This window comes from Vibrio owensii (genome assembly GCF_002021755.1).
GTDB lineage: Bacteria > Pseudomonadota > Gammaproteobacteria > Enterobacterales > Vibrionaceae > Vibrio > Vibrio owensii.
Genome location: NZ_CP019960.1, coordinates 1,846,539 through 1,868,903, shown reverse-complemented (window position 1 = coordinate 1,868,903; position 22,365 = coordinate 1,846,539). Strand labels below are relative to the sequence as shown.

Annotated in this window: 22 protein-coding genes; 9 read left to right on the top strand and 13 right to left on the bottom strand. The window is 46.8% G+C overall.

All coding sequences use genetic code 11. From position 1 onward, the window contains the following. Window positions 1–6 precede the first annotated feature (6 nt). Together A9237_RS24875 and A9237_RS24870 are read right to left on the bottom strand one after the other, a co-directional pair. Complete coding sequence (locus A9237_RS24875) at window positions 7–2,664, bottom strand: alpha-amylase family glycosyl hydrolase (RefSeq protein WP_078610000.1); 2,658 nt, start codon at window positions 2,662–2,664, stop codon at window positions 7–9. A gap of 129 nt (window positions 2,665–2,793) precedes the next feature. Then, window positions 2,794–4,230: a helix-turn-helix transcriptional regulator gene (locus A9237_RS24870; protein ID WP_078609999.1), complete on the bottom strand. Its 1,437-nt coding sequence runs from the start codon at window positions 4,228–4,230 to the stop codon at window positions 2,794–2,796. Window positions 4,231–4,425: 195 nt separating this feature from the next. On the opposite strand from A9237_RS24870, the gene nfsB reads away from it, so the two are divergent. Together nfsB and A9237_RS24860 are read left to right on the top strand one after the other, a co-directional pair. Further along, window positions 4,426–5,079 (top strand): oxygen-insensitive NAD(P)H nitroreductase, encoded by a 654-nt coding sequence (gene nfsB, locus A9237_RS24865; protein WP_038898248.1) that lies wholly within the window; start codon window positions 4,426–4,428, stop codon window positions 5,077–5,079. 5 nt (window positions 5,080–5,084) lie between these two features. Next, window positions 5,085–5,375, top strand: coding sequence for a putative quinol monooxygenase (locus tag A9237_RS24860; protein WP_078609998.1), 291 nt, complete (start codon window positions 5,085–5,087; stop codon window positions 5,373–5,375). Here A9237_RS24860 and A9237_RS24855 read toward each other — a convergent pair. Beyond that, window positions 5,372–6,301 carry a LysR family transcriptional regulator gene (locus A9237_RS24855; protein ID WP_078609997.1) on the bottom strand — a complete coding sequence of 310 codons (930 nt, stop codon included), beginning with the start codon at window positions 6,299–6,301 and terminating at the stop codon, window positions 5,372–5,374. The genes A9237_RS24860 and A9237_RS24855 overlap by 4 nt on opposite strands. A gap of 132 nt (window positions 6,302–6,433) precedes the next feature. Here A9237_RS24855 and A9237_RS24850 point away from each other — a divergent pair, with 132 nt between their 5' ends. Next, complete coding sequence (locus A9237_RS24850) at window positions 6,434–6,652, top strand: VF530 family protein (protein WP_005436214.1); 219 nt, start codon at window positions 6,434–6,436, stop codon at window positions 6,650–6,652. A 126-nt stretch (window positions 6,653–6,778) separates the two neighbouring features. On the opposite strand, the gene A9237_RS24845 is transcribed toward A9237_RS24850, so the two are convergent. Beyond that, window positions 6,779–7,231 (bottom strand): acyl-CoA thioesterase, encoded by a 453-nt coding sequence (locus A9237_RS24845; RefSeq protein ID WP_045390771.1) that lies wholly within the window; start codon window positions 7,229–7,231, stop codon window positions 6,779–6,781. A gap of 209 nt (window positions 7,232–7,440) precedes the next feature. Here A9237_RS24845 and A9237_RS24840 point away from each other — a divergent pair, with 209 nt between their 5' ends. From A9237_RS24840 to A9237_RS24830, 3 genes are all read left to right on the top strand, one after another. Beyond that, window positions 7,441–8,205: a ferredoxin--NADP reductase gene (locus A9237_RS24840; protein WP_009706466.1), complete on the top strand. Its 765-nt coding sequence runs from the start codon at window positions 7,441–7,443 to the stop codon at window positions 8,203–8,205. 121 nt (window positions 8,206–8,326) lie between these two features. Further along, complete coding sequence (locus A9237_RS24835; protein WP_039840524.1) at window positions 8,327–8,770, top strand: RDD family protein; 444 nt, start codon at window positions 8,327–8,329, stop codon at window positions 8,768–8,770. A 126-nt stretch (window positions 8,771–8,896) separates the two neighbouring features. Further along, entirely contained in the window at window positions 8,897–9,733 is an 837-nt protein-coding gene (locus tag A9237_RS24830; RefSeq protein WP_078609996.1) for a DUF481 domain-containing protein, read from the top strand. Between the two features lie 64 nt (window positions 9,734–9,797). Here the strand turns inward: A9237_RS24830 and A9237_RS24825 are convergent, their stop codons facing one another. The 8 genes from A9237_RS24825 to A9237_RS24790 form a co-directional block, all read right to left on the bottom strand. After that, window positions 9,798–10,469 (bottom strand): DUF2057 domain-containing protein, encoded by a 672-nt coding sequence (locus tag A9237_RS24825; RefSeq protein ID WP_045416167.1) that lies wholly within the window; start codon window positions 10,467–10,469, stop codon window positions 9,798–9,800. Between the two features lie 193 nt (window positions 10,470–10,662). Further along, window positions 10,663–11,814 carry an AI-2E family transporter gene (locus A9237_RS24820; RefSeq protein WP_005436229.1) on the bottom strand — a complete coding sequence of 384 codons (1,152 nt, stop codon included), beginning with the start codon at window positions 11,812–11,814 and terminating at the stop codon, window positions 10,663–10,665. After that, a complete protein-coding gene (locus A9237_RS24815) occupies window positions 11,807–12,493 on the bottom strand; it encodes a potassium channel family protein (protein ID WP_005436230.1) in 687 nt (228 codons plus the stop codon). The genes A9237_RS24820 and A9237_RS24815 overlap by 8 nt, the downstream gene beginning before the upstream one ends. A gap of 19 nt (window positions 12,494–12,512) precedes the next feature. Next, window positions 12,513–13,400, bottom strand: a complete 888-nt coding sequence (locus A9237_RS24810) for an HlyD family secretion protein (protein ID WP_005436231.1) — start codon at window positions 13,398–13,400, stop codon at window positions 12,513–12,515. Window positions 13,401–13,412: 12 nt separating this feature from the next. After that, window positions 13,413–13,616: a DUF1656 domain-containing protein gene (locus A9237_RS24805; RefSeq protein ID WP_005453214.1), complete on the bottom strand. Its 204-nt coding sequence runs from the start codon at window positions 13,614–13,616 to the stop codon at window positions 13,413–13,415. Beyond that, entirely contained in the window at window positions 13,616–15,301 is a 1,686-nt protein-coding gene (locus A9237_RS24800; RefSeq protein WP_078609995.1) for a TolC family protein, read from the bottom strand. Before A9237_RS24800 ends, A9237_RS24805 begins: the two co-directional genes overlap by 1 nt. 10 nt (window positions 15,302–15,311) lie before the next feature. Continuing rightward, on the bottom strand, window positions 15,312–17,492 hold the full coding sequence (locus A9237_RS24795; protein WP_078609994.1) for an FUSC family protein: 2,181 nt from the start codon (window positions 17,490–17,492) through the stop codon (window positions 15,312–15,314). 391 nt (window positions 17,493–17,883) lie between these two features. Continuing rightward, window positions 17,884–18,753: a DMT family transporter gene (locus A9237_RS24790; RefSeq protein WP_078609993.1), complete on the bottom strand. Its 870-nt coding sequence runs from the start codon at window positions 18,751–18,753 to the stop codon at window positions 17,884–17,886. A 202-nt stretch (window positions 18,754–18,955) separates the two neighbouring features. Between A9237_RS24790 and A9237_RS24785 the strand changes: the two genes are divergently transcribed. The 3 genes from A9237_RS24785 to A9237_RS24775 all read left to right on the top strand — a co-directional run bounded on the left by A9237_RS24785 (window position 18,956) and on the right by A9237_RS24775 (window position 21,387). After that, window positions 18,956–19,834, top strand: a complete 879-nt coding sequence (locus A9237_RS24785) for a 6-carboxytetrahydropterin synthase (protein ID WP_078609992.1) — start codon at window positions 18,956–18,958, stop codon at window positions 19,832–19,834. Window positions 19,835–19,895: 61 nt separating this feature from the next. After that, window positions 19,896–20,768, top strand: coding sequence for an aspartoacylase (locus A9237_RS24780; RefSeq protein WP_078609991.1), 873 nt, complete (start codon window positions 19,896–19,898; stop codon window positions 20,766–20,768). A 385-nt stretch (window positions 20,769–21,153) separates the two neighbouring features. Beyond that, window positions 21,154–21,387 carry a hypothetical protein gene (locus A9237_RS24775; RefSeq protein ID WP_237358442.1) on the top strand — a complete coding sequence of 78 codons (234 nt, stop codon included), beginning with the start codon at window positions 21,154–21,156 and terminating at the stop codon, window positions 21,385–21,387. Window positions 21,388–21,475: 88 nt separating this feature from the next. Here A9237_RS24775 and A9237_RS24770 read toward each other — a convergent pair whose 3' ends face one another. Next, the gene (locus A9237_RS24770; protein ID WP_078609990.1) at window positions 21,476–22,315 is read right to left on the bottom strand and encodes a class I SAM-dependent methyltransferase; all 840 of its coding nucleotides are present in this window, start codon (window positions 22,313–22,315) and stop codon (window positions 21,476–21,478) included. Window positions 22,316–22,365 lie beyond the last annotated feature (50 nt).

Here is a 22,365-nt window from a genome sequence, read left to right as displayed (position 1 = left end):
CAGTGATTATTCAGACAGGGTGATGATTGGTAAGTCATCCCAAATCTTGCTCTCATCCGATGCGCCGCCAGAGAAGTTCCAAGGACCTTTGTCTTGTTCCAGTGGACGGTAAGTGGCAGACAATCCATCCAAGTCCCAAGTTGTCACATAGAATCGAATACCATCCAGTGAATCAGGTCGACCCAGCGCGTCACTCGCGAAGTCCATCGAAATGGTGTTGTTGGCTTTGTCTACCGAGACCATTGGTGCTGGTGTTACGGCTTCGCCCCATGTTGTCGCGTTTGCGCCTTGAGTGTTGTAAATGGAGCTTTGCCAGCCGAAGACCACAGCGTTGCGACTCCATGTTCCGCTTGGCATAGAAGCGTTGATCTTAGGCAGTTCCGTTAGGTTGGTCGCTGCTTCTTCCGGTAAATCAATGAAGATGGTGAAACCAACGTGGTCAAAGCCGTTTGGTGGCAACCAAGTATCGGTGATCTTGTCCATGGTGAAGGTCAAGCGCACGTTACTGCCGACGGTAAACACCTCAGCTTTGTTGATTGCGAGTTGGCTGTTGTCTTTATCGAACGTTGGATCCGTTGGTAGCGAGTAGTTACCGTTAGGACCACCCATACCATCTTGTGCATCACCTGCGTCATCAATAGTGTCGTCTGGCGTGTTCGACCAGCTTAAGTCCGACACAAAGTTCACATCTTCAATGCCTGCTTTTTTCTCAGTGGAGTAAATCGCGAAGCGGTGTTGCTGTTCGCCAATCGCAAAGTGACGGGTAGATAAAGTCACGCTAAATTGACCGTCAGCACCTACGGTAATGGCTTGTGCTATTTCTAGATTACCGTCGACGACAAGGTTTAATTTCTCGTTTGCGTTAGCAGTACCAGTAATCACGATGTCATCAGTGATGGTTTGTCCTTCCCAATCCTGTGCCAGTTGGATGTTGAGGTCTGGGGTATCTACCGATTGGGTGTCGTTAGTTTTTGAGTAAATCACGGCAGATTTGGCTGGCAGCTCAAGGGTGACGTGACCGTCTTCATCTGCGATTAACTGCTCCGGAGCGTCTGCCCAGTTCGACATGATTTGTTGTTGGAAAACGGTGCCGCCCGCTTGCTCTACATCGAGTTGGTTCATCAACATTGGGGAATTCGATGTGTTCATTACCACCAAGACTTCGTCGTTATCCAACGTTCGGGAAAAGGCGAACACACCGGAGCCAGCTTTATCGCTGCCAATCACTTTTATTTCGCCGCGTGTCATGACTTTGTTTTCGGTACGTAACTTAGCAAGCTCTTGGATGAACAAGTACATCTCGCTGTTTTGGTCGAATGAATCTACATAGTCGCCGTCTTCACGGTAACCGCCAGCAAACATTGCATCGCGCGCCGCTGACATTGCCTGTTCAGTACCTTGGTAAATCACAGGGATGCCCGGTACCGCCATCATGGTAATCAGCGCTTGTTTCATATCATTGACACTGCCTTGTGATAGAAAACGTGGCATATCGTGGTTATCAATGAAGTTCGGCATGATGTATGGATTCGGGAACATCTCCATCATTTTCTCAAGACGAAAGCGTAGGTAATCGGTCGGTTGTCCTGCTGCAAACACGCGAGTCATGGTTGCTTGCAATGGGAAGTTCAACACCGAGGTTAACTGCTCCGGTGAGCCGCTTTCGCCGATGTAAGTCAGCATTTTCTCTTCGCCTTCTGTGTTGTAAGGCGTAGATGTTTCGAAGACTTCACCAAAGGTCAGGAAGTTATCGCGACCAGTATCAACCGCTTGAGTCATCACACCATCGTCGGCGTGCAGGAAGTCGTTCCAGAAATCGTGCTCAACAAACTTCACGGTATCGATACGGAAACCGTCAACGCCCACTTCGCGGATCCATTTACGGTAGCTCTCTTTTAAATAAGCGCGTACTTCAGGATCGGACGTATTCAGGTCATCCAGATCTGACAGTTGCCAGGCTTTTTCTTGGACGGGGTCGTTGTGGTCGGTGATGCTTGGTGTCCAGTGGTAAATGCCCGTGCCATCTTCTTTACATTCATTCATGTTGAGTGGATAAGGCAGTTCTTGCCCTGCTGGCAGCGCATTTTCAATCAAACGGAAACCTTGGCAAGGTAGGCTAGGGTCGTAATTGTATGGGTCATCGTAAGTGAAGAAGTTACCAACGTGGTTGGTCACGATGTCTTGAATCAAGAACATATTACGAGCGTGCACTTCTCGCGCTAACGCTTGGTAGCTTTCCATGTCACCAAAGTGCTCATCCACTTTTTGGAAGTCACGCGCCCAGTAGCCATGGTAGCCGCCGTAGTTTTGTTCTGTGTCCCACCATTGGTTTGCCACAGGCGGCGTAATCCAGATAGAGGTAGCTCCTAGGTCTTCGATGTAGCCTAGCTTGTCACTGACACCAACAAGGTCACCACCGCTAAATTTCTTGTCTGAGGTAGGATCGTACTCATTCTGGCCTTGATCGTTAAGCGTGTTGTCGCCGTCGTTAAAACGGTCGATCATCAAGAAGTAAATGATCTGGTCTTGCCAATCAGGAGATGCCACGTGGCTTCCTGTATCGGTTGGCGTAGTTTCATCGCTACCACAGCCAGAAAGAGCAAAGGCGATCGCTAAAGGTAGTATTTTTATTTTATTCATAGGGTTAGATAAGGTTTCAAACACGGTTTTTGTCTCCGTTATGCAGCAATACGGAAACGATAAAGCAAAGGTTTGAAATTGAGAGTGTCATTTCACGCCAAAAGAGACGTGAAATGATGTCACGAAGTGCTGAGTTTGAACTGTGCTACATATTTAACTGAGTGGTTGCACAATTGGGTATTGAATCGGGTAATGGTCTTTGGCTAACTCATTACCAGAATGATCATAGAGTCGGAATCGACACTGTTTAGCCGTTTGGGTGAGGGGTAGTTGCAGTACCCAGCATGTGTAATCTTCTGCGTTCTGAGTCAGGCTCATTGCGTGCGGAGCTGGCGCGTCACCCACGTAGCAATCGATCTTCGCCACGTCTTTTAATCTACACGCGAGTTCCACAAACAAGGTGTACTGAGTGCCGAGTTGGATCAGTTGTTTTGTCGGGACAATGTATTCCGTTGCGCCAATCAAAAGCCCTTTAGAAACCATGTAATCACGCTGGTGGTTGTTATCAATGTAGCGATCACCATCGACTTCATAACACAGTCTAAACGTCAGTGGATGAGCGACAGGAAGCTCTGTTGTCGCCCATAGTTCAGTGCCATTATTCAAAAAACGCTCGAAGAAGGCTGGGTAGCGACGCCACGTGCCATCACGGTCTCGACACTCAACGGAGACCACTTTTTCAAACGCGATATTATCCACTTCCATCCAGATTTTACCGACGGGTTGGTCAATGTCGTTATCGGCTAAAGTATTCGCTTTGGCGTAGTACAAGCGGATGGGTTGGTTATTGAGATGAGTGCGGTTATCCAAGCACTGCTGACGATATTGCATTGGCGAAAACGGATACCAACGGCGAAAGGTTCGATGGAAGTTGGAAGGCTCTTCATAACCCAACTGATAAGCGATTTGCTGCGTTGTGAGTTGAGTATCTGCAAGTAGGGCTAATGCGTGTTTTTTCTTGGCGAAGTCGACGCATTGCGAATAGCTCATTTGTTTTTCTTGCAGGCGACGTTGCAAGGTGCGCTTGGATACGCCCAGTTGCAGTGCGGCTTGTTCTAATTTCAGTGCGTAATTGCTGTTTTTGACGAACAGAGCATTAAGCACGCTCAACAATTCTGGCTGTTCAATTGGTTGGTGAGACAGGAGCAAATAAACATGTTTCACCAAGTCGAACACAACCGAGTTCTGCTTCGGGTTGATCACTTCTTCTAGCTCGAATTGAGCAGAATGAAGGTCATGGTTGTGAAGATGAATGTGCACAGATTCACTCAAACCTAGCTGTTCCAATTGCATCAGCAGCAAGTCATAAACCGATTCTGCCCAGCTTGGCATTTCGGTAGCTCTGCATTCTAGCCGCATCTGAACCTGGTTATCATTGTGTTCGAAAACAATGTACAAGCGACGGTCGAACAGCGAAACAGTTTTGCTCCACCACAGCAGACCTTCACGCAGCGTCGGTGCCTCATGCAACATCATACATTGCAAGGCAACCAGCTTTTCAATGTGCCAATATTCGCCAGCAATTCTTAGATGATTGTGCCCAAGTTTTTTGCATAGAAAGGGCGTGATGATATTGTCTTGAGGCAGCATGAAAGTGGTTCGGTAACAGAACAAAGGCGACATTATTGCTTAAACCAGGTGTTGCTTCAGTGAGAGTGCTCAAAGCTTGTTACATCGGCGATTTTCAAATTTATTTTGAAGATGTTTTTAACTGAAATCGGTTTTTCCCTGTAACTCATAAGGTTAAAGTGATAACCAGCATAAACTACTCGACTGGAGACCCCGATGGACATCGTTCAAGCTGCTAAATCCCGCTACTCAACCAAAGTCTTTGACCCTACTCGTAAGCTACCACAAGAAAAGATCGACGCAGTCAAAGAGCTGATTCGTTTTAGTCCATCGAGTGTGAACTCTCAGCCGTGGCACTTCATTCTGGCGAGTACAGAAGAGGGCAAGCAACGTATCGCAAAAGCAGCGCAAGAGAACTACGCGTTCAATGCTGCGAAGATCTTGAATGCGTCACACGTGTTGGTGTTCTGTGCCAAAACGGGCATCGATAACGACTACATTGAAGCGCTATTGGCGCAGGAAGAAAAAGACGGTCGATTCCCAACCGAAGAGGCAAAAGCAGCGGTACGTGGCGGTCGTAGTTACTTTGTAAACATGCACCGTTTTGACCTAAAAGATGCTAATCATTGGATGGAGAAACAGGTTTACCTCAACGTGGGTACATTGTTGCTGGGTGCTTCAACGCTAGAAATTGATGCGGTGCCAATCGAGGGTTTTGACCCGAAAGTGTTGGATGAAGAATTTGGTCTACGTGAAAAAGGCTACACTGGTGTTGTGATTGTGCCGCTTGGCTACCACGCGGAAGATGACTTCAATGCTAAGACGCCTAAGTCACGCTGGGAAGCAGAAACTGTATTTACTGAGATTTGATCAAGATGATTCATTTAGTTGCAGAAATTAAAGCCTACCCAGATAGTATCGACAACGTAACCAACTTACTTTCTGGTCTGTTGGAACCTTCTCGTGAAGAAGAGGGGTGTTGCCAATACGAACTGTATTTGGATCAAAAGATCGAAGGCTTGTTTATGTTCCAAGAAATTTGGGCATCGCAAGAAGCGTTAGATAAGCACTTACAAAGCCCGCATATCGCGCAGTTTATCTCGATGCTAGAAGATAACGATTGGGTTGAATATTCTCAGATTCGCCCAATGACGTTCGTCGGCTAACCTTCTGAGCAGAATGTTGCCAGCACTTTCTTACGTTGCTGGCAGCATTTTTCATGAATGAATTCACGGAAGGTGCGAATGGTTGGCGTCAGCAAACGACGATCGGCGCACACCATGTATAGCGGTACCGGACCACAATCCCACTCAGGCAATACTCTTACTAATCTTCCTTCAATCAAATCTTGGCTGATGTCCATCAGTGATTTGTTGGCGATGCCTTTGCCTTTGATTGCTAAGCGATGGGATAAGTCACTGTCGTTGCTAAGTAGCTTGCCACTCACGACAACCTGTTCAGTTTCGTCTCCGCGAGTCAGCGTCCATTTGTTGTAAACCGAATCCGCCACCATGTAACACAAACAGTTGTGTTGGTTTAGGTCTTCCGGTTTGGTCAGCACAGGATTGTTTGCGACGTATTCTGGAGAGGCACAAAGGATTCGCTCATTTGCACCACATAACGCCAATACGACGAGGTTAGAGTCAGCAGGTTCGCCGTAACGAATCGCGATGTCGACGGGTTTGGTGTACATATCAGTCAAGCTATCAGACAGCTCTAACTTGATAGAGACGTTCGGGTAAACATCAACAAATTCATCAACCCAATCAAGCAGCATGTTGCGACCAAAATCAGATGGCGCGGTTATGTGCAGCTGACCTGATAACTCGCCACGCGCGCTTGATATCTGATCTAACCCTTCTTGCAGCATTGCGAGCGCTTGGGTGGTTTTGTCTAAGAACAACTCACCTTCCGAGGTTAGGCGAAGGCTGCGAGTGGAGCGTACAAACAGCGGAAAGCCTATTTGTCCCTCAAGACGTTTGATCGATGCACTGATGGCTGCTGGTGTCATGTCCATGCTGTTGGCGGCTTTCGAAAAACTGCCTTGGCGTGCGGTTTCGACAAAGATATTCAGATCGTTGAGGGCTTTCATAATGAAAAGGGCTTTTAAGAAGTTTGGGCTACTATAGGGGAGAGTCGCAGGGCAATTCAAGGTTAAAACATTAGGTTGCACGGCGAGTTTGAGTTAGATTAGCGCGCAACTTCACTTTACCGGATCAATAGCATGAGCCAACAGCAGCCGAATAACCCACTTCACGGGTTGAGTTTAGAGAAAATCCTTACCCGTTTAGTTGAGCACTTTGGGTGGAACGGAATGCATGAGCGCGTTCGTGTGAACTGCTTTAAGAAAGATCCTTCAATCAAATCTTCGTTGAAGTTCCTACGCAAAACGCAGTGGGCAAGAGATAAAGTAGAAGCGCTGTACATCGAAACGTTCTGCTAATCGGATTTGGTGCACGTTTAAATGAGAGATTCCGGATGGCTCGCTGAGGCTCGTCCGGAATGACGCTGATTTCTTGTTGCGTTGTCGGTTATTTAGACCTTAATCTCTCGAATCTCGCCTCTTTCCTTACTCCAAATGATGCGTACTGCCCACGGTACCTTCCAAGTCTAAAATCGACTGGCGGACGTGGTCTGGAATCGCGGCTTTCACATTGTTCTTAAAATCAAACATCACACCAGTAGCGGTCGCAATGGTCGCAATCTTGCCCCACTTCTTACTCAGCACTTGGTATTCCATCGTGATGCGATCTTCTTGCATGTCGATTACGCGTGAGCCAATTAAAAGCGTATCTGGAAACGTAATGGGTAGCTTATAGCGGCATTGGGTTTCACTTAGAACCGGACCGATGTGAGACGTCTGCAAATCTACCAACAGATTAATCTTGTTGAAGTAGTCCAAACGCGCAGTTTCGAAGTAACGAAAATACACCGCATTGTTGACGTGTTGCAGGGCATCCATCTCTCCCCAAGCGACTTTGATTTCCGTAATCACTGGGAATTCTTTTAATAACGTATCCATTACTCATGTTCCTTTTTCATCGACGTTGCCGCAATTTGCAAAGCGACTTATCACTTTGAGTATTTATTCTAGATGGAACTGATTAAAATGTAATAAAATTGTATGTAAAATGTGAAATGAATTAGATGCTTATTTTTGTAAACTAAAAACTTTACATAGTCAGTTGTGAGGCGTAGGTTTAAGTAAGCGTAACCAAAAGGAGATGTCCAATGACAGAACTGAAAGGTTTCAATCTTGCCAAAGTAGAAAAACGAATCGACTGGACAGGTGAGCTGTTCAGTTTACGAGTTTCCGGTGCGCCTCTCTCCTTCAAAGCCGGACAATTTACCAAACTCGCCTTGCTCGACGAACAGGGCAATCCCATTAGCCGCGCATACTCGGTGGTGAATGCGCCCAGTGAGCAGTTCGAGTGGCTCGAATTCTTAGTCGTCGCGAACCCAGAAGGGCAATTGACGCCAAGGCTGCAGCAGCTTCAAACCGGCGATAGCATTTATGTTGGTGAAACGGCTCATGGCGATCTTATCCACGATACCATTCCCAAACACGCAAACGATCTATGGCTGCTTTCCACCGGCACAGGCATTGGTCCATTTCTCTCCTTGTTAGACGACATTAATTTACTCCCACACAGCGATCATATTGTGCTGGTACATGGTGTGCGTTACGAAAGAGATTTAGTTTACAAATACTTGATAGAGCAACTTCAACAGAGGTATGAAGGTCGTCTTCGTTATGTGCCGATTGTCAGCCGTGAGAGTATTCCGGGTAAGCTTCAAGGCCGTATTCCAGATCTGATTGCGTCGGGAGAGCTTGTTAATCGCGCTGACTTACCGTTTTCTAAGGAAAGCAGTTTTGTGATGATGTGCGGTAATCCGGAGATGATCAAAGACACCTCTCCAGTACTGCAAGATATCGGTTTGGAAAAGTATCGAGCCCGAACGGGTGGCAATATCATTTACGAGAGATATTGGTAAGTGCTGATCAATTTTTAAACCATCTCACTTCTGAGAGAGGGTCACAAATATGACTTCTCTTAATTGAGCACACTTACCCTCATCCCTAGAATGCATCAGCTTGCATTTGAGGGGATAAGGTATGTGGTGTTCAATTGCCAATAGAAAACGAAGGATGATTGGTGGTCTCATCGATCTGATGATCGTAACGGGGTTAGTATTACTGATTGCGTTGACCATCAATTCATTTGTGAACGACTTTGAACTCTCTGTGAGTGAGAACCTTCAACTGGTAAAGGATACTAAGGCAAGCTACGTACTTACCATCCCCATGTTGATGCTAGTGAATTGGAATTTACTGCGCGAAGGGCAAACGATCGGTATGCGTTTAGTGGGGATTAAAGTGGTGATGAAGAACGGCCACGACACGACGAAAGTCACCGCTTCACTTCGATTGTGCATCAGCTACTTAATTGAAATGCTGATTCCATTTACGCCACTAGTGAACATCATTTTGCTCTTTTTCCACCCAGAACGTCGCTTGTTACACGACATGCTCTCTGGCACTAAGGTCGTCAACTGTTAAATTACTTGCTGATCTTGCATTAAAGCTGTTGTTTCACTCAGAGTTGCGAGCGAGTCAACTTTCCATATTTCTATTCTTACCACTACACTTACTTCAGACATAAATTCAATCGCTTAGGATTCAAGGATGATGAACAAAGCTGGTTGGACAGTGTGCCTTGCCACGCTTACTTCCTTTGCCACTATCGCTGGTGAGTGGGAGATTGAAGCGGGCGGATTTTTCTCTCGCACTGACACCAAACTGAACGCTTACGACCCTTACCTCGATCAAATACGCACTATTGATTTCGAATCGGATCTCGATTTGAAAGAGTTTACTGTGCTGCCTTATGTTGAGGTCGAGTATTACTTCAATAAAAAACACAGCGTCTATGTGGATTGGCGAAGCCTACACCGAGAAGCGACCCGCACGGCGGTGACTAAGCCTTTTGAGGTCACGATAGATGGAACAACTTATGCGGTTCAGGCGGGTTCAAAACTGACCACAGAGCTGAATATCGATATCGCTCGCCTAGGCTATGGTTACCAGTTTTACACCAGTGACAAGTGGGCGGTGGATGTATTGGCCGGATTACACGTGATGTGGCTGTCGCTGGGTTTGGACGGCAAGCTTGGCGCTAAGGCAAGTGGCGTTGACGAGTTTCCGGTGATGTTTGTCGACGAGACGGTACTGAGTGATGTCACGGCACCTTTGCCAGATTTAGGCATTCGGGCGGAGTATTCGCTTAATCAAGATTGGATTTTGAAAAGTCACGCCCAAGTCTTTTATCTGGCAGTAGACGATATTGAGGGATACTTGTTGGAAGTCGATTTTGGCGCGAAATACCTCTTCAGCGACCAGTTTAGTATGACTGGGTCATTCAACTATTACGAAGTCGGAGTGGATTACGAAAGCGACAATTCAGCGCTCGATGTTACTTATCGATTCTATGGGCCGATGCTGACCTTAGCGTATAAATTCTGATAATAAAAAAGCCACACTTGAGTGTGGCTTTTTACATCTAGTCTGTACGACTAAACCAACAGGATTATTGTTGGTTGATGTAGTCTTTAAAGCGCGCTTGTGTCTCAGCGTCTGCTTTTTGGTACCAGAAATGCAGCATTTCTTCAGCCGTTGAATCTGCTTTCATTGTCGCAGGCTTAGTTTGCTTCATGTCTGCAGGGATCTTTGCAGGAAGTGTTGCTGGTTGGATAACCGCTGCACTTACAACGCCAACTGCCGCAACGCCGCCAGTCTTGTTGTAGTCTTCCACTTCACGTACGTAATCACGACCGATTTGCATGCCAGGCTTGATTAGCTTGTCTTGCTCTACCGCAATTGCGTTGCCAGAAGCATCAATCAGTTTCCAATCTAGGTCTTTGATTTTGTCTTCTGCTTGGCGAAGGTCGCGATATTCAGGAACTTGTAGGCTTAGTTCAGCGTCTGTTGCGTCGAAGCGAGTTACGATAACGTCACTCTCAACGCTTAGGCGATCATTACCTTGGCTGAAGTAAGGTGCGTAGCGGAACACAACTTGGTTTACGCCGTCAGGTAGCGTGAATGATTTTTCTGAAGCAAAGAAGCCGCCAGATAGTTTCACCTTCTCGCCGTTAGCCGCCAAAATAGAAACGTCGTCAGGAACGGTTACTGTCACATCCGCGAATGCCATGCCACTCATAGCCAAAGCAAGCGCGCAAGTTAAAGGCTTGATCAATTTCATTGTTTTTATCCTAAGCACTGAATTAGTGGTCATCGAGAGTGCATCGTTCATTGTTCGATTGCAACTCCCGAATGTAAGAAGATTGAAAATTTAACAAGAACGTCATTTTAATCGGATACCAAACTATGAAACTGTGAGCTAAATAGCTCAAACCGCTGCAAAGGGCAGCGGTTTGTTTCAATTGATAGAACGATTAGATACCAGCGCCATGTCCAGCTTCGTTTTGTTCTGAAGCTTGTTCGGCATTTTCCGCTAACGCTTCTTGCTGTTGTTGAGCTTTTTCAATGTTCAACCACCACACGAATAGCTCGTACCAAATCGCAAGAATAACCGCACCTAAGAACAGACCAACGATGCCGTAGAACAACATACCACCGATGGCACCTAGCAGAATGACTGGCATTGGTACATCAACACCACGGCCCATTAGCATTGGCTTGAATAGGTTTTCAGACAGCGCTGCAACCACAACCCAAACAGTAAACATGGTTGCTGTGCTGGTGTCTTGCGTCATGTACATGTAGCCAACGACTGGCAGCACCGCTAATAGAGCAGGTAGCTGTGCGATACAAAGAATCATCAGCACTAGTGTTAGTAGGCCTGCTGCCGGAACGCCAAAGATGAAGAAACCTGCACCAATCAATAGTGCTTGAATGGCTGCTACACCCACTACGCCAAGTAACACACTCTTGATGGTTGCGGCAATCAGCGTTGTCCAGCTTTTCGCATTGTCCCCTGCAGTTCGCACAGCGATGGTTTTCAGACCAGAAGCCAAAGACTCAGAGTAAGTCATAAAACCAGCGGCAATTGCTAGAGAGATGATTGACAGTAGCAAGCTACCCAGTGCGCCACCGACCATGCCAAGCAGAGAAGTCAGACCCGCCTTAATTTGAGGCATAAAGGTTTGGATGGCTTTTTCTAGGTTGGTTGCGAACAGTGTCCATACTTCGTAAAGCTTGTCACCGACCAGCGGCCATTCTGCGACAGAAGGTTTTGGACCTGGGATCTTAATATCGCCACTTTGTAAAACGTCTAGCGCGTGTGTTGCACCATCGACGATAGAGCCAGATACCATGACTAAAGGTGTCACCAATAGTGCTATACCCAACAAGGCGATTGTCGTTGCCGCGAGGCCACGTTTACCACCATACACTTTTGCCAGCTTCTTACAGATTGGCATCAATGCAACGGCAATGATGGCACCCCAAATCACAGGAAGAATGAAAGGTTTGATGATGTCGTATGTAAACATCAGCAAGACTAAGATCAAGCCGATACGTATTGCGGATTCCACCATATTACTGATGAAAACCTTACTCTCGATTTTTACCGATTGTTTATCCATTTTTGTTTACCTGATGTTCAATGTTGGAACTGACGAGACTTGAAACAACAATCGCCATATAAAACACGCCTACGATGGCCTCTAAATACACAACGACTTGCGCCAATGGTGTTAGAGGGCTGATATCGCCATAACCGAGTGTGGTTAAGGTGACGAAACTGAAATACGCTGCATTAGAGAAGTTCTGACCCCAAGAGATGGCTTCCATCCCGGTGAATGAGTTTGGAGAGAACTCAAGAAGAATGAGGTAAGCAATTGCCCACATCAGACCCAGCAGCAAAAATAGAGCAACAGAGCCGATGACTTTGTTGGTGTTCACATGCCCAGTGAACAGAATCTGCCTTGCGATAGACTTGAATGTGCCGAAGAAGAACGCAAAGGTGAGGGCGAGCATCACTACGTCCATTTCTTTGATGCCTAGTACGGCTTTGATACCAATCACCACCACCCAAGTACCCAATAGGGTATAGAGGAAACGTGACCAATTTTTGTCAAAGCGCAAGCTCGCCATACAGACGATGAAGGTGATGATGGTGAAGCCTTGCAGTAGGTGCTCCATCGCACCTTCTCCAACGACCTGTACAAACGCACCGCCGATCAAAAGCCCGATAAGCGCTAAGGTCAGATAGAAGAAGTTGTTTTCTTCATTGATGTTTTTGAGTTTTTTTCCAATAACCATGGTTATGCCTGTTTAACTCCTACTCTTGTTCTTGTGATGAGTCCTTCATCACCATGATGGAAGCAGAAAGCCCGAATCGAAGATCGACACCTTCTGGCAGTTCATGCAGAGAGACGCGAACCGGAATACGTTGCGCTAGACGAATCCACTGGAATACGGGATTCACGTTCGGCAGTAGGTTGTAGCCCACGGTGCCGTCTTTTGGTGCGATACCCCAACCAATTGAGTCCACCGTTGCATCGATTGGCGTATCTGGATGAGACATCAAGGTCACGCGCGCATCGCTACCCGGAGCAATTTGAGCCAATTGGTTTTCACGGAAGAAGCCAAAGACCCAGAAGCTATTTTTGTCGATAAGTGCCACTAACGGCTGGTTTGCAACCGCTTGTGTACCGTCACGGATATCGAGGTTCGATACAAAGCCATCAACCGATGCGTACACTTTGGTGTAACCAAGATTCAGGCGTGCGGATTTAAGTTGCTCTTCTGCTGATTTGATTTGCAGTAGTGACTCTTCGTAAGTGATCTCACGACGAATCAGATCTTTGTGAGAGACAGCGCCACGGTCTTTCGCTCGAATGTCTTTCAAGCGATCGTATTCGATCTTTTTACCGCGAGAGCTAACGATGGCTTTCTCTAACGCCACTTCGGCTTGTGATAGGGCAACTTCGTAAGTGGTTGGGTCGATCTCAAACAGCAGATCACCTTTCTTCACTTCTTGGTTGTCCATCACCGCAACATTGACGATAGGGCCAGACACACGAGGTGCGACCTTGATAACATTCGCACGTACCTGACCATCGCGGGTCCATGGGTTATTAAAATACTCTTCGAACTTCTGATAGCCGAACCACGCCGCGCCACCAAGAATGACAAGATTGAGTGCAATAACGAGTAGTTTTTTCATCTTGTTGGGCACCTAAAACTGTATATAAAAACTGTCGATGGCCACCACGTAGAACACCATGATGGCAATGAATGTCAGAGACGGAAACGCAATGAAACGAGACAAGCGCGTCTTGTTCAAAATGATCACCGTTATCCATGTAGCGGTGACCGCTAGAATTAGCACCAAGAGCAGCGGTGAGAAGTAAACGTCACCCCAAGAGAGTTCGTGTGGCATTACTGCACCTCCCCATCTGGCTCGGCACTGTTTTGCTCAGCACTATTTTTCTGGATATCGTCCGCTTGCGCTTTGTCTGATGGTTGCTCAAGAAGCAGTGGCGGTAGAACGCGTTCTTCTTCGTCTAGCAAATCATCCCAATCGCTGCGGTCTTGCATCTGTTTTGCAACGGTTTCTGATAAGAAAGGCTTACCAGTTTGGGTTTCCCAACCACCACCGAGTGCTTTATAGAGGGCAACCACTTGGTTCGCGACGTTACCTTTGATGGTGGCGTAGCTGTCTTCTGCGCGAGTCATCTTCTCGACTGAATTCAGCAGACGCTCAAAGGAAATCTGACCGTTTTCGTACTGGGTCATCGAGATGTTGAATGCGCGAATGGATGAGTTCACCGATTGCAGACGCAACGACTTTTGCTCCAAGTACAAGTCGTAAGCTTCTAGCGCATTGGTTACTTCATTAACCGCTTGCAGCACCTTCTTGTTGTAGTTGGTGATGGTTTCTTGGAAGCGAGCATCTTCAAAGCGGATGTTGTTCTTCACTCGGCCGTACTGGAAAATGTTCCAGCTAAAGCTTGGCCCCGCGACCATAGTCAACGAGTCACTGAAACTAAAGCTGCTGCCATCCGGTACTGTGCTGTCGATACCAATCGAACCGAACAGGGTGAAGCTTGGGTACAGTGCGGTTTCTGCAACGCCAATCTGAGCACTTTGCGCTCGTGCTTGCATCTCTGAAACCTGCAAGTCAGGTCGACGCATTACTAGATTCGCATCCACTTTGTCGTCCAACAGAGGAGGGCGAGGTACGATGGAACGCTCGTCATTACCAGACAAGGCTGGTTTTCTGCCTGAGGATTTAAACTGGTTTTCGTAATCTGCCATACGCTGGGCAAAACCATCAGATTGCAGCAGCTTTTCAACGTCTTCTGGCAGAATTCCCAACAGCAATGCCAATGCCGTGCGCGACTGCTTCATTGCAATTTCAAGCGAAGGTTGCGCCGCTTTAGTATTGAAGAGTTGGTTCTTCGCTTGCTGAACGTCGAGCTCGGTTACGTTGCCCGAATCAAACTGCACCTGTGTAATATTCACCACGCGCTCTTGGATCTCGATGTTTCGACGAGAGAGCAAAATACGCTCTTGGAACGTGCGGTAGTTGATGTAGTTGCGTGCCACCTCAGAGGTGATGGTCACCATGATGTCGTGGTATGACGCAATCGATGCATAGTAACCAGCCTCAGCCGATTCAATGCCACGTGCGTATTTGCCCCAAATATCCATCTCCCAGCCAGCGTCAAACGACAGCGCAGCGTTATTCACACCTTGGTCGTTCACATAAGCCCTAGCTAAGTTACCGGATACGGTTTGCACTTGTGGGTATTGCAATCCAGTTGAGATGCCCAACAGCGAACGCGCTTGGACGATGCGCAAACCCGCCGCCTCAAGATCGAGGTTTTGTTGGCTCGCCATCTCAACCAGTTGGTTCAGTGTTGGATCGTTGAACTGCTGCCACCACTGCTGCAGTTTTTGTTCGGATTGTTGTGTGTCTTGCGCCGCTTTTTCTACCGACCAATCACTTGGCAAGGCGGTTTGCTCTGGATGGACGTAGTCCGGACCCAAAGTCGTACACGCACTCAATCCGAGTACAGAGAGTATGGCGAGGCTTGGTTTAGTTAGTTTTAGAAGCATCATATCCTCACCTTTAAAACCGCTTCTGACGTAAGTTCACCCAATCGATATCCTCGTAGGTTTGCTTGCATTGGTTGATCGCTTCGAACACGTTCCGTTTTAAATTCAGCAAGATATAAAAACCGGCAATCTCTGAATAAGCGTAGTCAGATAAATCCAACTCACTAAAGAAATCTTCCAGTTTATTTTCAAAGGATTGGTAATCCTGGCTGTATTTTTCGAACACAGAATCGAGTTCGTCGGTCGCCTGATGGCTTGCGAGTACGCCAGCCATCAGAGGTAATATGGAATCGGTGTGCTTGCTGCGTAACTGTTTGATAAGAGGGTTACTTAACAGCTTTTGTTCGGCAGCAATCAGAATGTTGACGTGGTTGCTCAGGGCGTCACAAGACTTGCTGAATGCACCAATCGCTTCTGGCGGTGTCTTGTCGAACAGCTTGTGGTTGATCTTCGACCCCCACACTTTGAGCTTTTTCGAAGAGACGTTCAGTGTTACCAAGTGCAGTGAACGTTTCATTTTCTTGTAAGTCGATTCAGACTGTTCGTGGTAACTGGAGAACAAATCGCCCACATGCCTGAAATACCGCTCCTTCATGGTCAAGAACAAGTGTTCCGGACGGGAGTTGAACGGGAAGTAGTGAGCGAAAATGATCATGAACACCACCATGTAGAACAAGGTCATGATCGTCATCAGAATGCCGAAGTGATAGGTCATGTTGTTGTCGAGACCGAGGACAAACAAGCCAATCATGTAGAAGATGGTCACCGGCCCTTTAAACAAGTAGAAGCCGATAAAGGTGTAGATGAAGATGAACAAGCCGAGTTCACCGCCGAGTTCTAATCCCGGCAGGATGAAGACATACGAAGGCACCGCAAATAGGAAGCCAAATGTGAACAAAATCAGCAACATGAATGGGTGAACAGGTACGAACGACAGCAGTGACATAAAGATGGTCGAGAAAGTAACAAACGAGTAGCCACCCGGTGGATTGAAGTAAATCCAAATCAACCCAGCCACCCAGTAGGTGGTGAAGGTTTTCACTGTGGTTTTGAAGTTTTCGGCATCCCACCAAAGGAACTTGCTTTTCTGCTTCGGCAATTCTTGTTTGAACGAAACATTGTTAGTCACCGAATCAATACAGCTGATGCTCTCTGCTAAGCGAGATAAGCTTTGGTGCATTAATTTAAGCAAGTGACCAAGCGTGAGTGCGGAGCCTTTTGCAAGGTGTGGGGCGTCCGATAAAGCCTGTTGGTTGTAATCAACTTTAAATTCCTGCGCGCGATAGGCGGGGCCTTCGTTGTCCCACATCTCTTGGCAGGTTTTGAATAGTGTTTGAATTTCTTCGATGGCTTGATCGAAGTTGTTGATGCAGCTTCGGTCTTGCTGGTGGCTAAAGTGGCTGTGTGCTGCCACGCTGAGCTCTTGGGTGATTTGCTTGTTGAAGTGGACGGCAAGTTGCCATTCTTTCATGTAGGCCGAGACATCACTGCACTCGACACTCACGGTTGCGAAGCGTTGCTCCAGCGCGTTTTGCGCGGCGAAGACTTTGTCTAGCAACTCGTCGATAGTGGGCTTTGGTTCTTCGTCTTCCTCACCGTCCTGCGTGCCCGAAGCAGGAACCAACCCTTGTTGCTGAGCATGTCTTTGTTCGAAGTTCTGTAAAATTGCCGCGAACAGCGCTTGCTGAGCTTGGTTAAGTTGCTCAATAAGCTGACGAAGGTTTTGCTCTGTCTTTGTTGGCCACAGGAATGTGCCCACCAAGGTGTAAAGCACCACGCCAAAGATGGTCATGTACGCGCGGTCAACGCCGTACATAAACGCGCCTTCTGCATCACCACCGTTCGACATCATCAAAGTCATTACGCCAGTTAGAGCAAGCAACGTTGGATCTTTTTGGTAAGCGTTACGGAAATAGAAGATAAAGGACACAACCACAGAGACACTGAGCATGTACATGAAGCGGTCTTGCGCAAACATTCCGACTAGCAGCAAGCCAATCACAGCACCGACCAAAGTACCCAACACACGCAATGTGCCTTTCGCTAGCGATTCACGGCGGCTGCCTGTTGAAGCGATCAACATGACTGTCGTTGCTGCTGTCGACGCTTGCGGCCAACCCATCGCAAATGGGATCAGATAAGCCAGAGTCAGGCTAAGCGCTACTTTTGTGGCAAATTTGCTTTTATCGTTCATAGTCTCAAAGTTAGCTCAGGCTTATGTTTGTAAGTGGATGAATTTACTCAATCAATAATCAGAATTTCGTTCTGAAAAAATTGCGGAGGCGGAATATAGCGATTGAAAAGAGGTGGTTTGTAAATCCTTTGTCAAAACCAAATTGGGTCAAAATGCTCAAATCGCCGTTCACACCCCGTTACCTATGGCGTGAGGGAAAAATGACCAAGAAAACGTTTAACTAGAAAATCTCATTACTGATACAGTTTTGCAGGAGTTACCAAACCAAATTTCTATTCAAGGCTCATCGCCAGCGTGTTAGGCATTGCTCACGTCCAAAGTGCTGTGAAAACAAGTGCCTAACAAAAAGCATAGATGATGGGAGATAAGTTGAGAGGAAAGTTTTTATTTTTTATTGGCTTGCTGGAGTCTTTGTCAGTTTTTGGGAGCGAGATAAAAATACTAAAGCGATACCACCAAGGATGATGGCACTGGTGATGATTGAGTGGGTAGTGAGTGGCTCACTTAACAACGCGGCTCCTAAGACTAACGCAATCGCAGGGACAGAAAGTTGGCTGACTGCCGCTTGCAGCAAGGTCAGTTTTTGCATCACTTGATACCAAAGGACGTAACCGCAACCAGAGGCGATGGCGCCGGATGCAACTGCGAGCATTACGCCTTGCAACGTAACGTGAATGGACTCTAGTAGAAGAGGAGAGAGTAAAAGGCCAAAGATAGAAGCGGTAATGAATCCCCAAGTAATGCCGCTGCTAGGAGTGGGAGCTTGCTTACCCAAGGCGGTAAACCCTGCCCAACAAATGCCTGATAACACCATTAACAACGCTGACCAAACATCAGGACGTGTTGTCGATGGCAACATTAACCACGCAAGCCCAAGCAAAGAAACCGCAATACCAATCAGTTCGAGTCTTTTAAACCGTTGCCCTTGCCACCAGTAGAGTGCGAGCAAAGTTAGTTGTACGGCACCAAAAAGTAACAAGGCTCCAGTTCCAGCTGCTAGTTTTACATAAGCGAAAGAGAACAGTGCCGCGTATCCAAATAAGGCCACACCAGCGAACAGACTGAATCGAGTCGTTGGAATTTGGCTGCGCCAGTTGCCACGCAAAAGCATGATGGCGATGAGAGTCACGGCGCCAGAGAGTAAACGGATAAGAGTGAAGCTGCCCGCGTCAATCAAACCTGCTGCCAATGCCAAACGGCACAACAGCGAATTGGCGGCAAACGCCAACATGGCAATCGCGGTCAGTAAAAATGTCGACATTCCTTATCCTCAAATCTCATTAAGAGTCGCAGTGTAGCGCTAAATCGAAAGGGCTAATTAGTTGATAAAGTGATTAGTTATAGCTGAAACCATAGCGCAACGCTGAGTGGAAAGAACATCACTTTGCGAAATTGAGCGAGAGCGGCAAGTGTTATAACATAACATTTGATTTTTAGACTCAACATAAAATGAGGAATTCAGATTGAATCTATTTGTTAACGATCTCACGGTTATTGATGCTTCGTACTTGTGTGAAACACGAGGCATGGTCGGCGAGAGTTGGATTCTGGACGTAGTAATGCACGGCGATCTCAATGAGATGAGCATGGTGCTGGATTTCTCGAAAGTTAAAAAACAAATCAAACAACTGGTCGATCAGTACGTTGATCACCGCTTGCTTGTCCCAGTAAAGAGTTCCGCAGTCGAAAGGGCGCATACGAAAGCAGGTTATACCCAAGTCGATCTCATGCGCGGAGAAAAGAGTATTCACCTGCATTGCCCAGATGAAGCCTTTTGCTTCGTGGATGCACAAGAAATCTCAATAGAGAGTGTAACGAAACACATCCTCCAAGTTCTGCAAGGTCATTTGCCAACTAATGTGGCATCTATTGACGTGACCTTGCGTCATGAAAAACTCGATGGCGCTTACTATCACTACACCCACGGTTTAAAAAAGCACGATGGCAACTGCCAACGCATTGCACATGGTCATCGCTCGCCGATTCAAATTCTGGTTGATGGTCAGCGCGATACCGTTCGTGAGGACGCTTTTGCGCAGCGCTGGCAGGATATCTACCTCGCTTCTATCGAAGATCTGGTTGAGATTAGTCATTTGGAACTGAGCGAACATGCGAGCCTCATCAACTGCGATACGCATTTTGGTTTCCGGTACACCACTTCACAAGGTGACTTCCAACTTGCTATTGTGCACAGCGAAACCGAAGTATTGAACACCGATACGACGGTAGAGTTGTTGGCTGTGTTTATCGCCAATGAAATTGCTCCTTCACTGGAAGAAGGACAGTCGTTACAAATCATCGCTTATGAAGGCGTAGGGAAAGGCGCAATGGCGTTTCGCTAAGAAGGCGCTGCTCAATCTCAATCAAAACTCACTTTTACTCAATATTTGGAATATCACTTTTATGGACAAACTTAATCGTGTTCTGCTGGTGGCAGGTACGCATGGTAATGAGCTTTCTGGCATTTACCTTCAAAAGCTTATCAAAGATCGTCTTTATGTTGCCGACCGTTCAACATTCAATACTCAGTGTGTGCTTGGCAACCCTGAAGCGGTAAAGCAAAACGTGCGTTTTGTTGAAACTGATCTCAACCGTGAATTTGCCTTGGCGAATCAATCATCGCCTGCGACTCAGCAAGAAACTGAAATCGCTCAGCAATTCACGCAAGTACATGCTCACCAAGAGAATCAATTGATCATCGATCTGCACAACACCACCAGTAACATGGGTGCGACCTTGATTTTGGTTTCTAACGACGTGTTCTATCGCAAGATGGGGGCGTATGTGAAGCAACGTATGCCAGAAGCCAATATCTTGTTTGAAGACAGAAAAGCGTGGGATGACCAACCTTATTTGTGCACAACAGGGCAGCATGGCGTGATGATCGAAGTTGGAGCTCAAGCGCATGGTTCACTGAAGTACGACACGCTAGAGCTAATGAAGAAGATGCTGACCATGGTGCTCGATTACCTTGAACAGCATAACCTTGGACAAGTTGGTGAGCTGAACGACTACGACGCGTATTTTTACACTGAAGAAGTGATGATCCCTGTCGATCACGATGGTATGCGTGTCGCGACAGTTCACCCTATGATCTGTGGACGAGATTTCGAGGTAGTCAAACCGGGCGAACCACTACTCGCGACCTTCTTTGGTTACGACATTTTCTGGGAAGGCAAACAGGATATCTATCCGCACTTCATCAATGAGAGTGCGTATAGCAAAGCGAATATCGCCATGGCACTTGCTGAGAAAAAGGTTGTGAGCGCGGAGTGATTGAAACCGAGCTTAGCTTGAATGTTCGCCCTCAATTTTGAACTGTTTATAGTGCTCTTCAAATCGGTCACTTATCCAGTCCATGAGCATTTTGACTCTTGGCAGTTGATATTTGACTGGCGGACAGACGAGCGAAAGTGCAGATCATCGAGTTTTTTCATTGATCATGCATGGTGTACATGAAGCCTCTCACATAATCTAAAATATAGGGAATGCGTAGCAACACAACAGCTAACATTGATATGAAAGCATAAACCTATAAAAGGGAGGTGGGTCGATGGCTTGCTCTAAAACGCATTCACATTCAAACCATGCTCATGGTCCAAATTGTGGGCATACGGCAATACGTCATGATGGTCATGTTGATTACTTAGTGGATGGAACCTTGCATCATCCACATGGTGATCACTGCGATGAACATGTTATTGGATTAAGTGATACCAATCCTGATGGATGTCATCCTGTTCACTCTTGCGGTGGGCATGTACATGGGCCGGGTTGTGGACATGAAGCAATACAGCATGGCGATCATGTGGATTACATTGTCGATGGTCGACTTCACCATCAACACGGCGATCACTGTGACGATCACGGACCGGTTGAGTTGGTTCATGCGTAACAAATGCAAATCGCGAAACACGAAAAAGGGGCGAGAATATCGCCCCTTTTGCTATTGGTAGCAGTGCCGCTCTAGCTTGGATTGGTCATTATTTATGACGAATCACCACCGCCATTTCGTCACCATCTACGAACGGCTTTCCGCGCAAGTCGCTGTAGGTTGCTTGAACTTCTAAACCATGCGGCGCAAGTTCTGCTTTAAGCATGTCTAAAGTGAAATGTTGCAGCCAGTTATAGACTGTCCATTCTCGTTGCGCTTCAGTTATCACGTACTTGTCTAGCGTGACAAGGTCAGTGTCGTATTTGAATGAAGACTGAATACACCAGTAATCTTCTGCACTCCAAAAACCGTTCATGGCATTTTGGTTGAGTGTCAGCGCTTCAGCTTGCTTGTTAAAACGTGTTTGTGTGTACACGTCTAATGCAATCGCACCACTCTCAGCCATCAGTGTTTTGAACTTAGCAAACAACGTCGCACGTTGAGTTGGATTTAGCGCGCAAAGGTCGCACATAACAAGCGTGATCAAATCAAACTGTCGTGTGTCACTGAACTCTAGGTAATTGCCTAAGTGATACTCAATAGCGAGGTTAGAAGACGCTGCTTGTTGAGTCGCATATTCCAGTGAGTTTTGCGAGAAATCCAATCCCAGCACCGTGCCAACACCACGCATTTTTAAACGTTGGGTGTAGAGGCCAGGACCGCAACCAAAATCGATGGTTTTTGAATCTTGGTTGAGACCAAATTCAGACACCAGCCAGTCAACAGATTCATCAATGAAGTTGAATGAGCGCGACGCGGCTTCGATTTCTTGGTTTAGGTGGAAGCTGAGCATCTGTTTCGCAATGTGGTTATCTGTCCACAGTACGTCTGCAGTGTATGCTGACCAAACGGCTGGCTTGGCAGTTGCTTCATTCAGTTTTTTTAACATAGTTGTAATTACGACAATAAGTTAGCTTGTCGTCCTTACTTGAATTTAGG

Excerpts from the sequence above, each read along its gene's own strand:
- A9237_RS24870 (WP_078609999.1), bottom strand. The coding sequence starts at position 4,230 with ATGCTGCCTCAAGACAATATCATCACGCCCTTTCTATGCAAAAAACTT.
- nfsB (WP_038898248.1), top strand. The coding sequence starts at position 4,426 with ATGGACATCGTTCAAGCTGCTAAATCCCGCTACTCAACCAAAGTCTTT.
- A9237_RS24860 (WP_078609998.1), top strand. The coding sequence starts at position 5,085 with ATGATTCATTTAGTTGCAGAAATTAAAGCCTACCCAGATAGTATCGAC.
- A9237_RS24855 (WP_078609997.1), bottom strand. The coding sequence starts at position 6,301 with ATGAAAGCCCTCAACGATCTGAATATCTTTGTCGAAACCGCACGCCAA.
- A9237_RS24850 (WP_005436214.1), top strand. The coding sequence starts at position 6,434 with ATGAGCCAACAGCAGCCGAATAACCCACTTCACGGGTTGAGTTTAGAG.
- A9237_RS24845 (WP_045390771.1), bottom strand. The coding sequence starts at position 7,231 with ATGGATACGTTATTAAAAGAATTCCCAGTGATTACGGAAATCAAAGTC.
- A9237_RS24840 (WP_009706466.1), top strand. The coding sequence starts at position 7,441 with ATGACAGAACTGAAAGGTTTCAATCTTGCCAAAGTAGAAAAACGAATC.
- A9237_RS24835 (WP_039840524.1), top strand. The coding sequence starts at position 8,327 with ATGTGGTGTTCAATTGCCAATAGAAAACGAAGGATGATTGGTGGTCTC.
- A9237_RS24830 (WP_078609996.1), top strand. The coding sequence starts at position 8,897 with ATGATGAACAAAGCTGGTTGGACAGTGTGCCTTGCCACGCTTACTTCC.
- A9237_RS24825 (WP_045416167.1), bottom strand. The coding sequence starts at position 10,469 with ATGAAATTGATCAAGCCTTTAACTTGCGCGCTTGCTTTGGCTATGAGT.
- A9237_RS24820 (WP_005436229.1), bottom strand. The coding sequence starts at position 11,814 with ATGGATAAACAATCGGTAAAAATCGAGAGTAAGGTTTTCATCAGTAAT.
- A9237_RS24815 (WP_005436230.1), bottom strand. The coding sequence starts at position 12,493 with ATGGTTATTGGAAAAAAACTCAAAAACATCAATGAAGAAAACAACTTC.
- A9237_RS24810 (WP_005436231.1), bottom strand. The coding sequence starts at position 13,400 with ATGAAAAAACTACTCGTTATTGCACTCAATCTTGTCATTCTTGGTGGC.
- A9237_RS24805 (WP_005453214.1), bottom strand. The coding sequence starts at position 13,616 with ATGCCACACGAACTCTCTTGGGGTGACGTTTACTTCTCACCGCTGCTC.
- A9237_RS24800 (WP_078609995.1), bottom strand. The coding sequence starts at position 15,301 with ATGATGCTTCTAAAACTAACTAAACCAAGCCTCGCCATACTCTCTGTA.
- A9237_RS24795 (WP_078609994.1), bottom strand. The coding sequence starts at position 17,492 with ATGAACGATAAAAGCAAATTTGCCACAAAAGTAGCGCTTAGCCTGACT.
- A9237_RS24790 (WP_078609993.1), bottom strand. The coding sequence starts at position 18,753 with ATGTCGACATTTTTACTGACCGCGATTGCCATGTTGGCGTTTGCCGCC.
- A9237_RS24780 (WP_078609991.1), top strand. The coding sequence starts at position 19,896 with ATGGACAAACTTAATCGTGTTCTGCTGGTGGCAGGTACGCATGGTAAT.
- A9237_RS24770 (WP_078609990.1), bottom strand. The coding sequence starts at position 22,315 with ATGTTAAAAAAACTGAATGAAGCAACTGCCAAGCCAGCCGTTTGGTCA.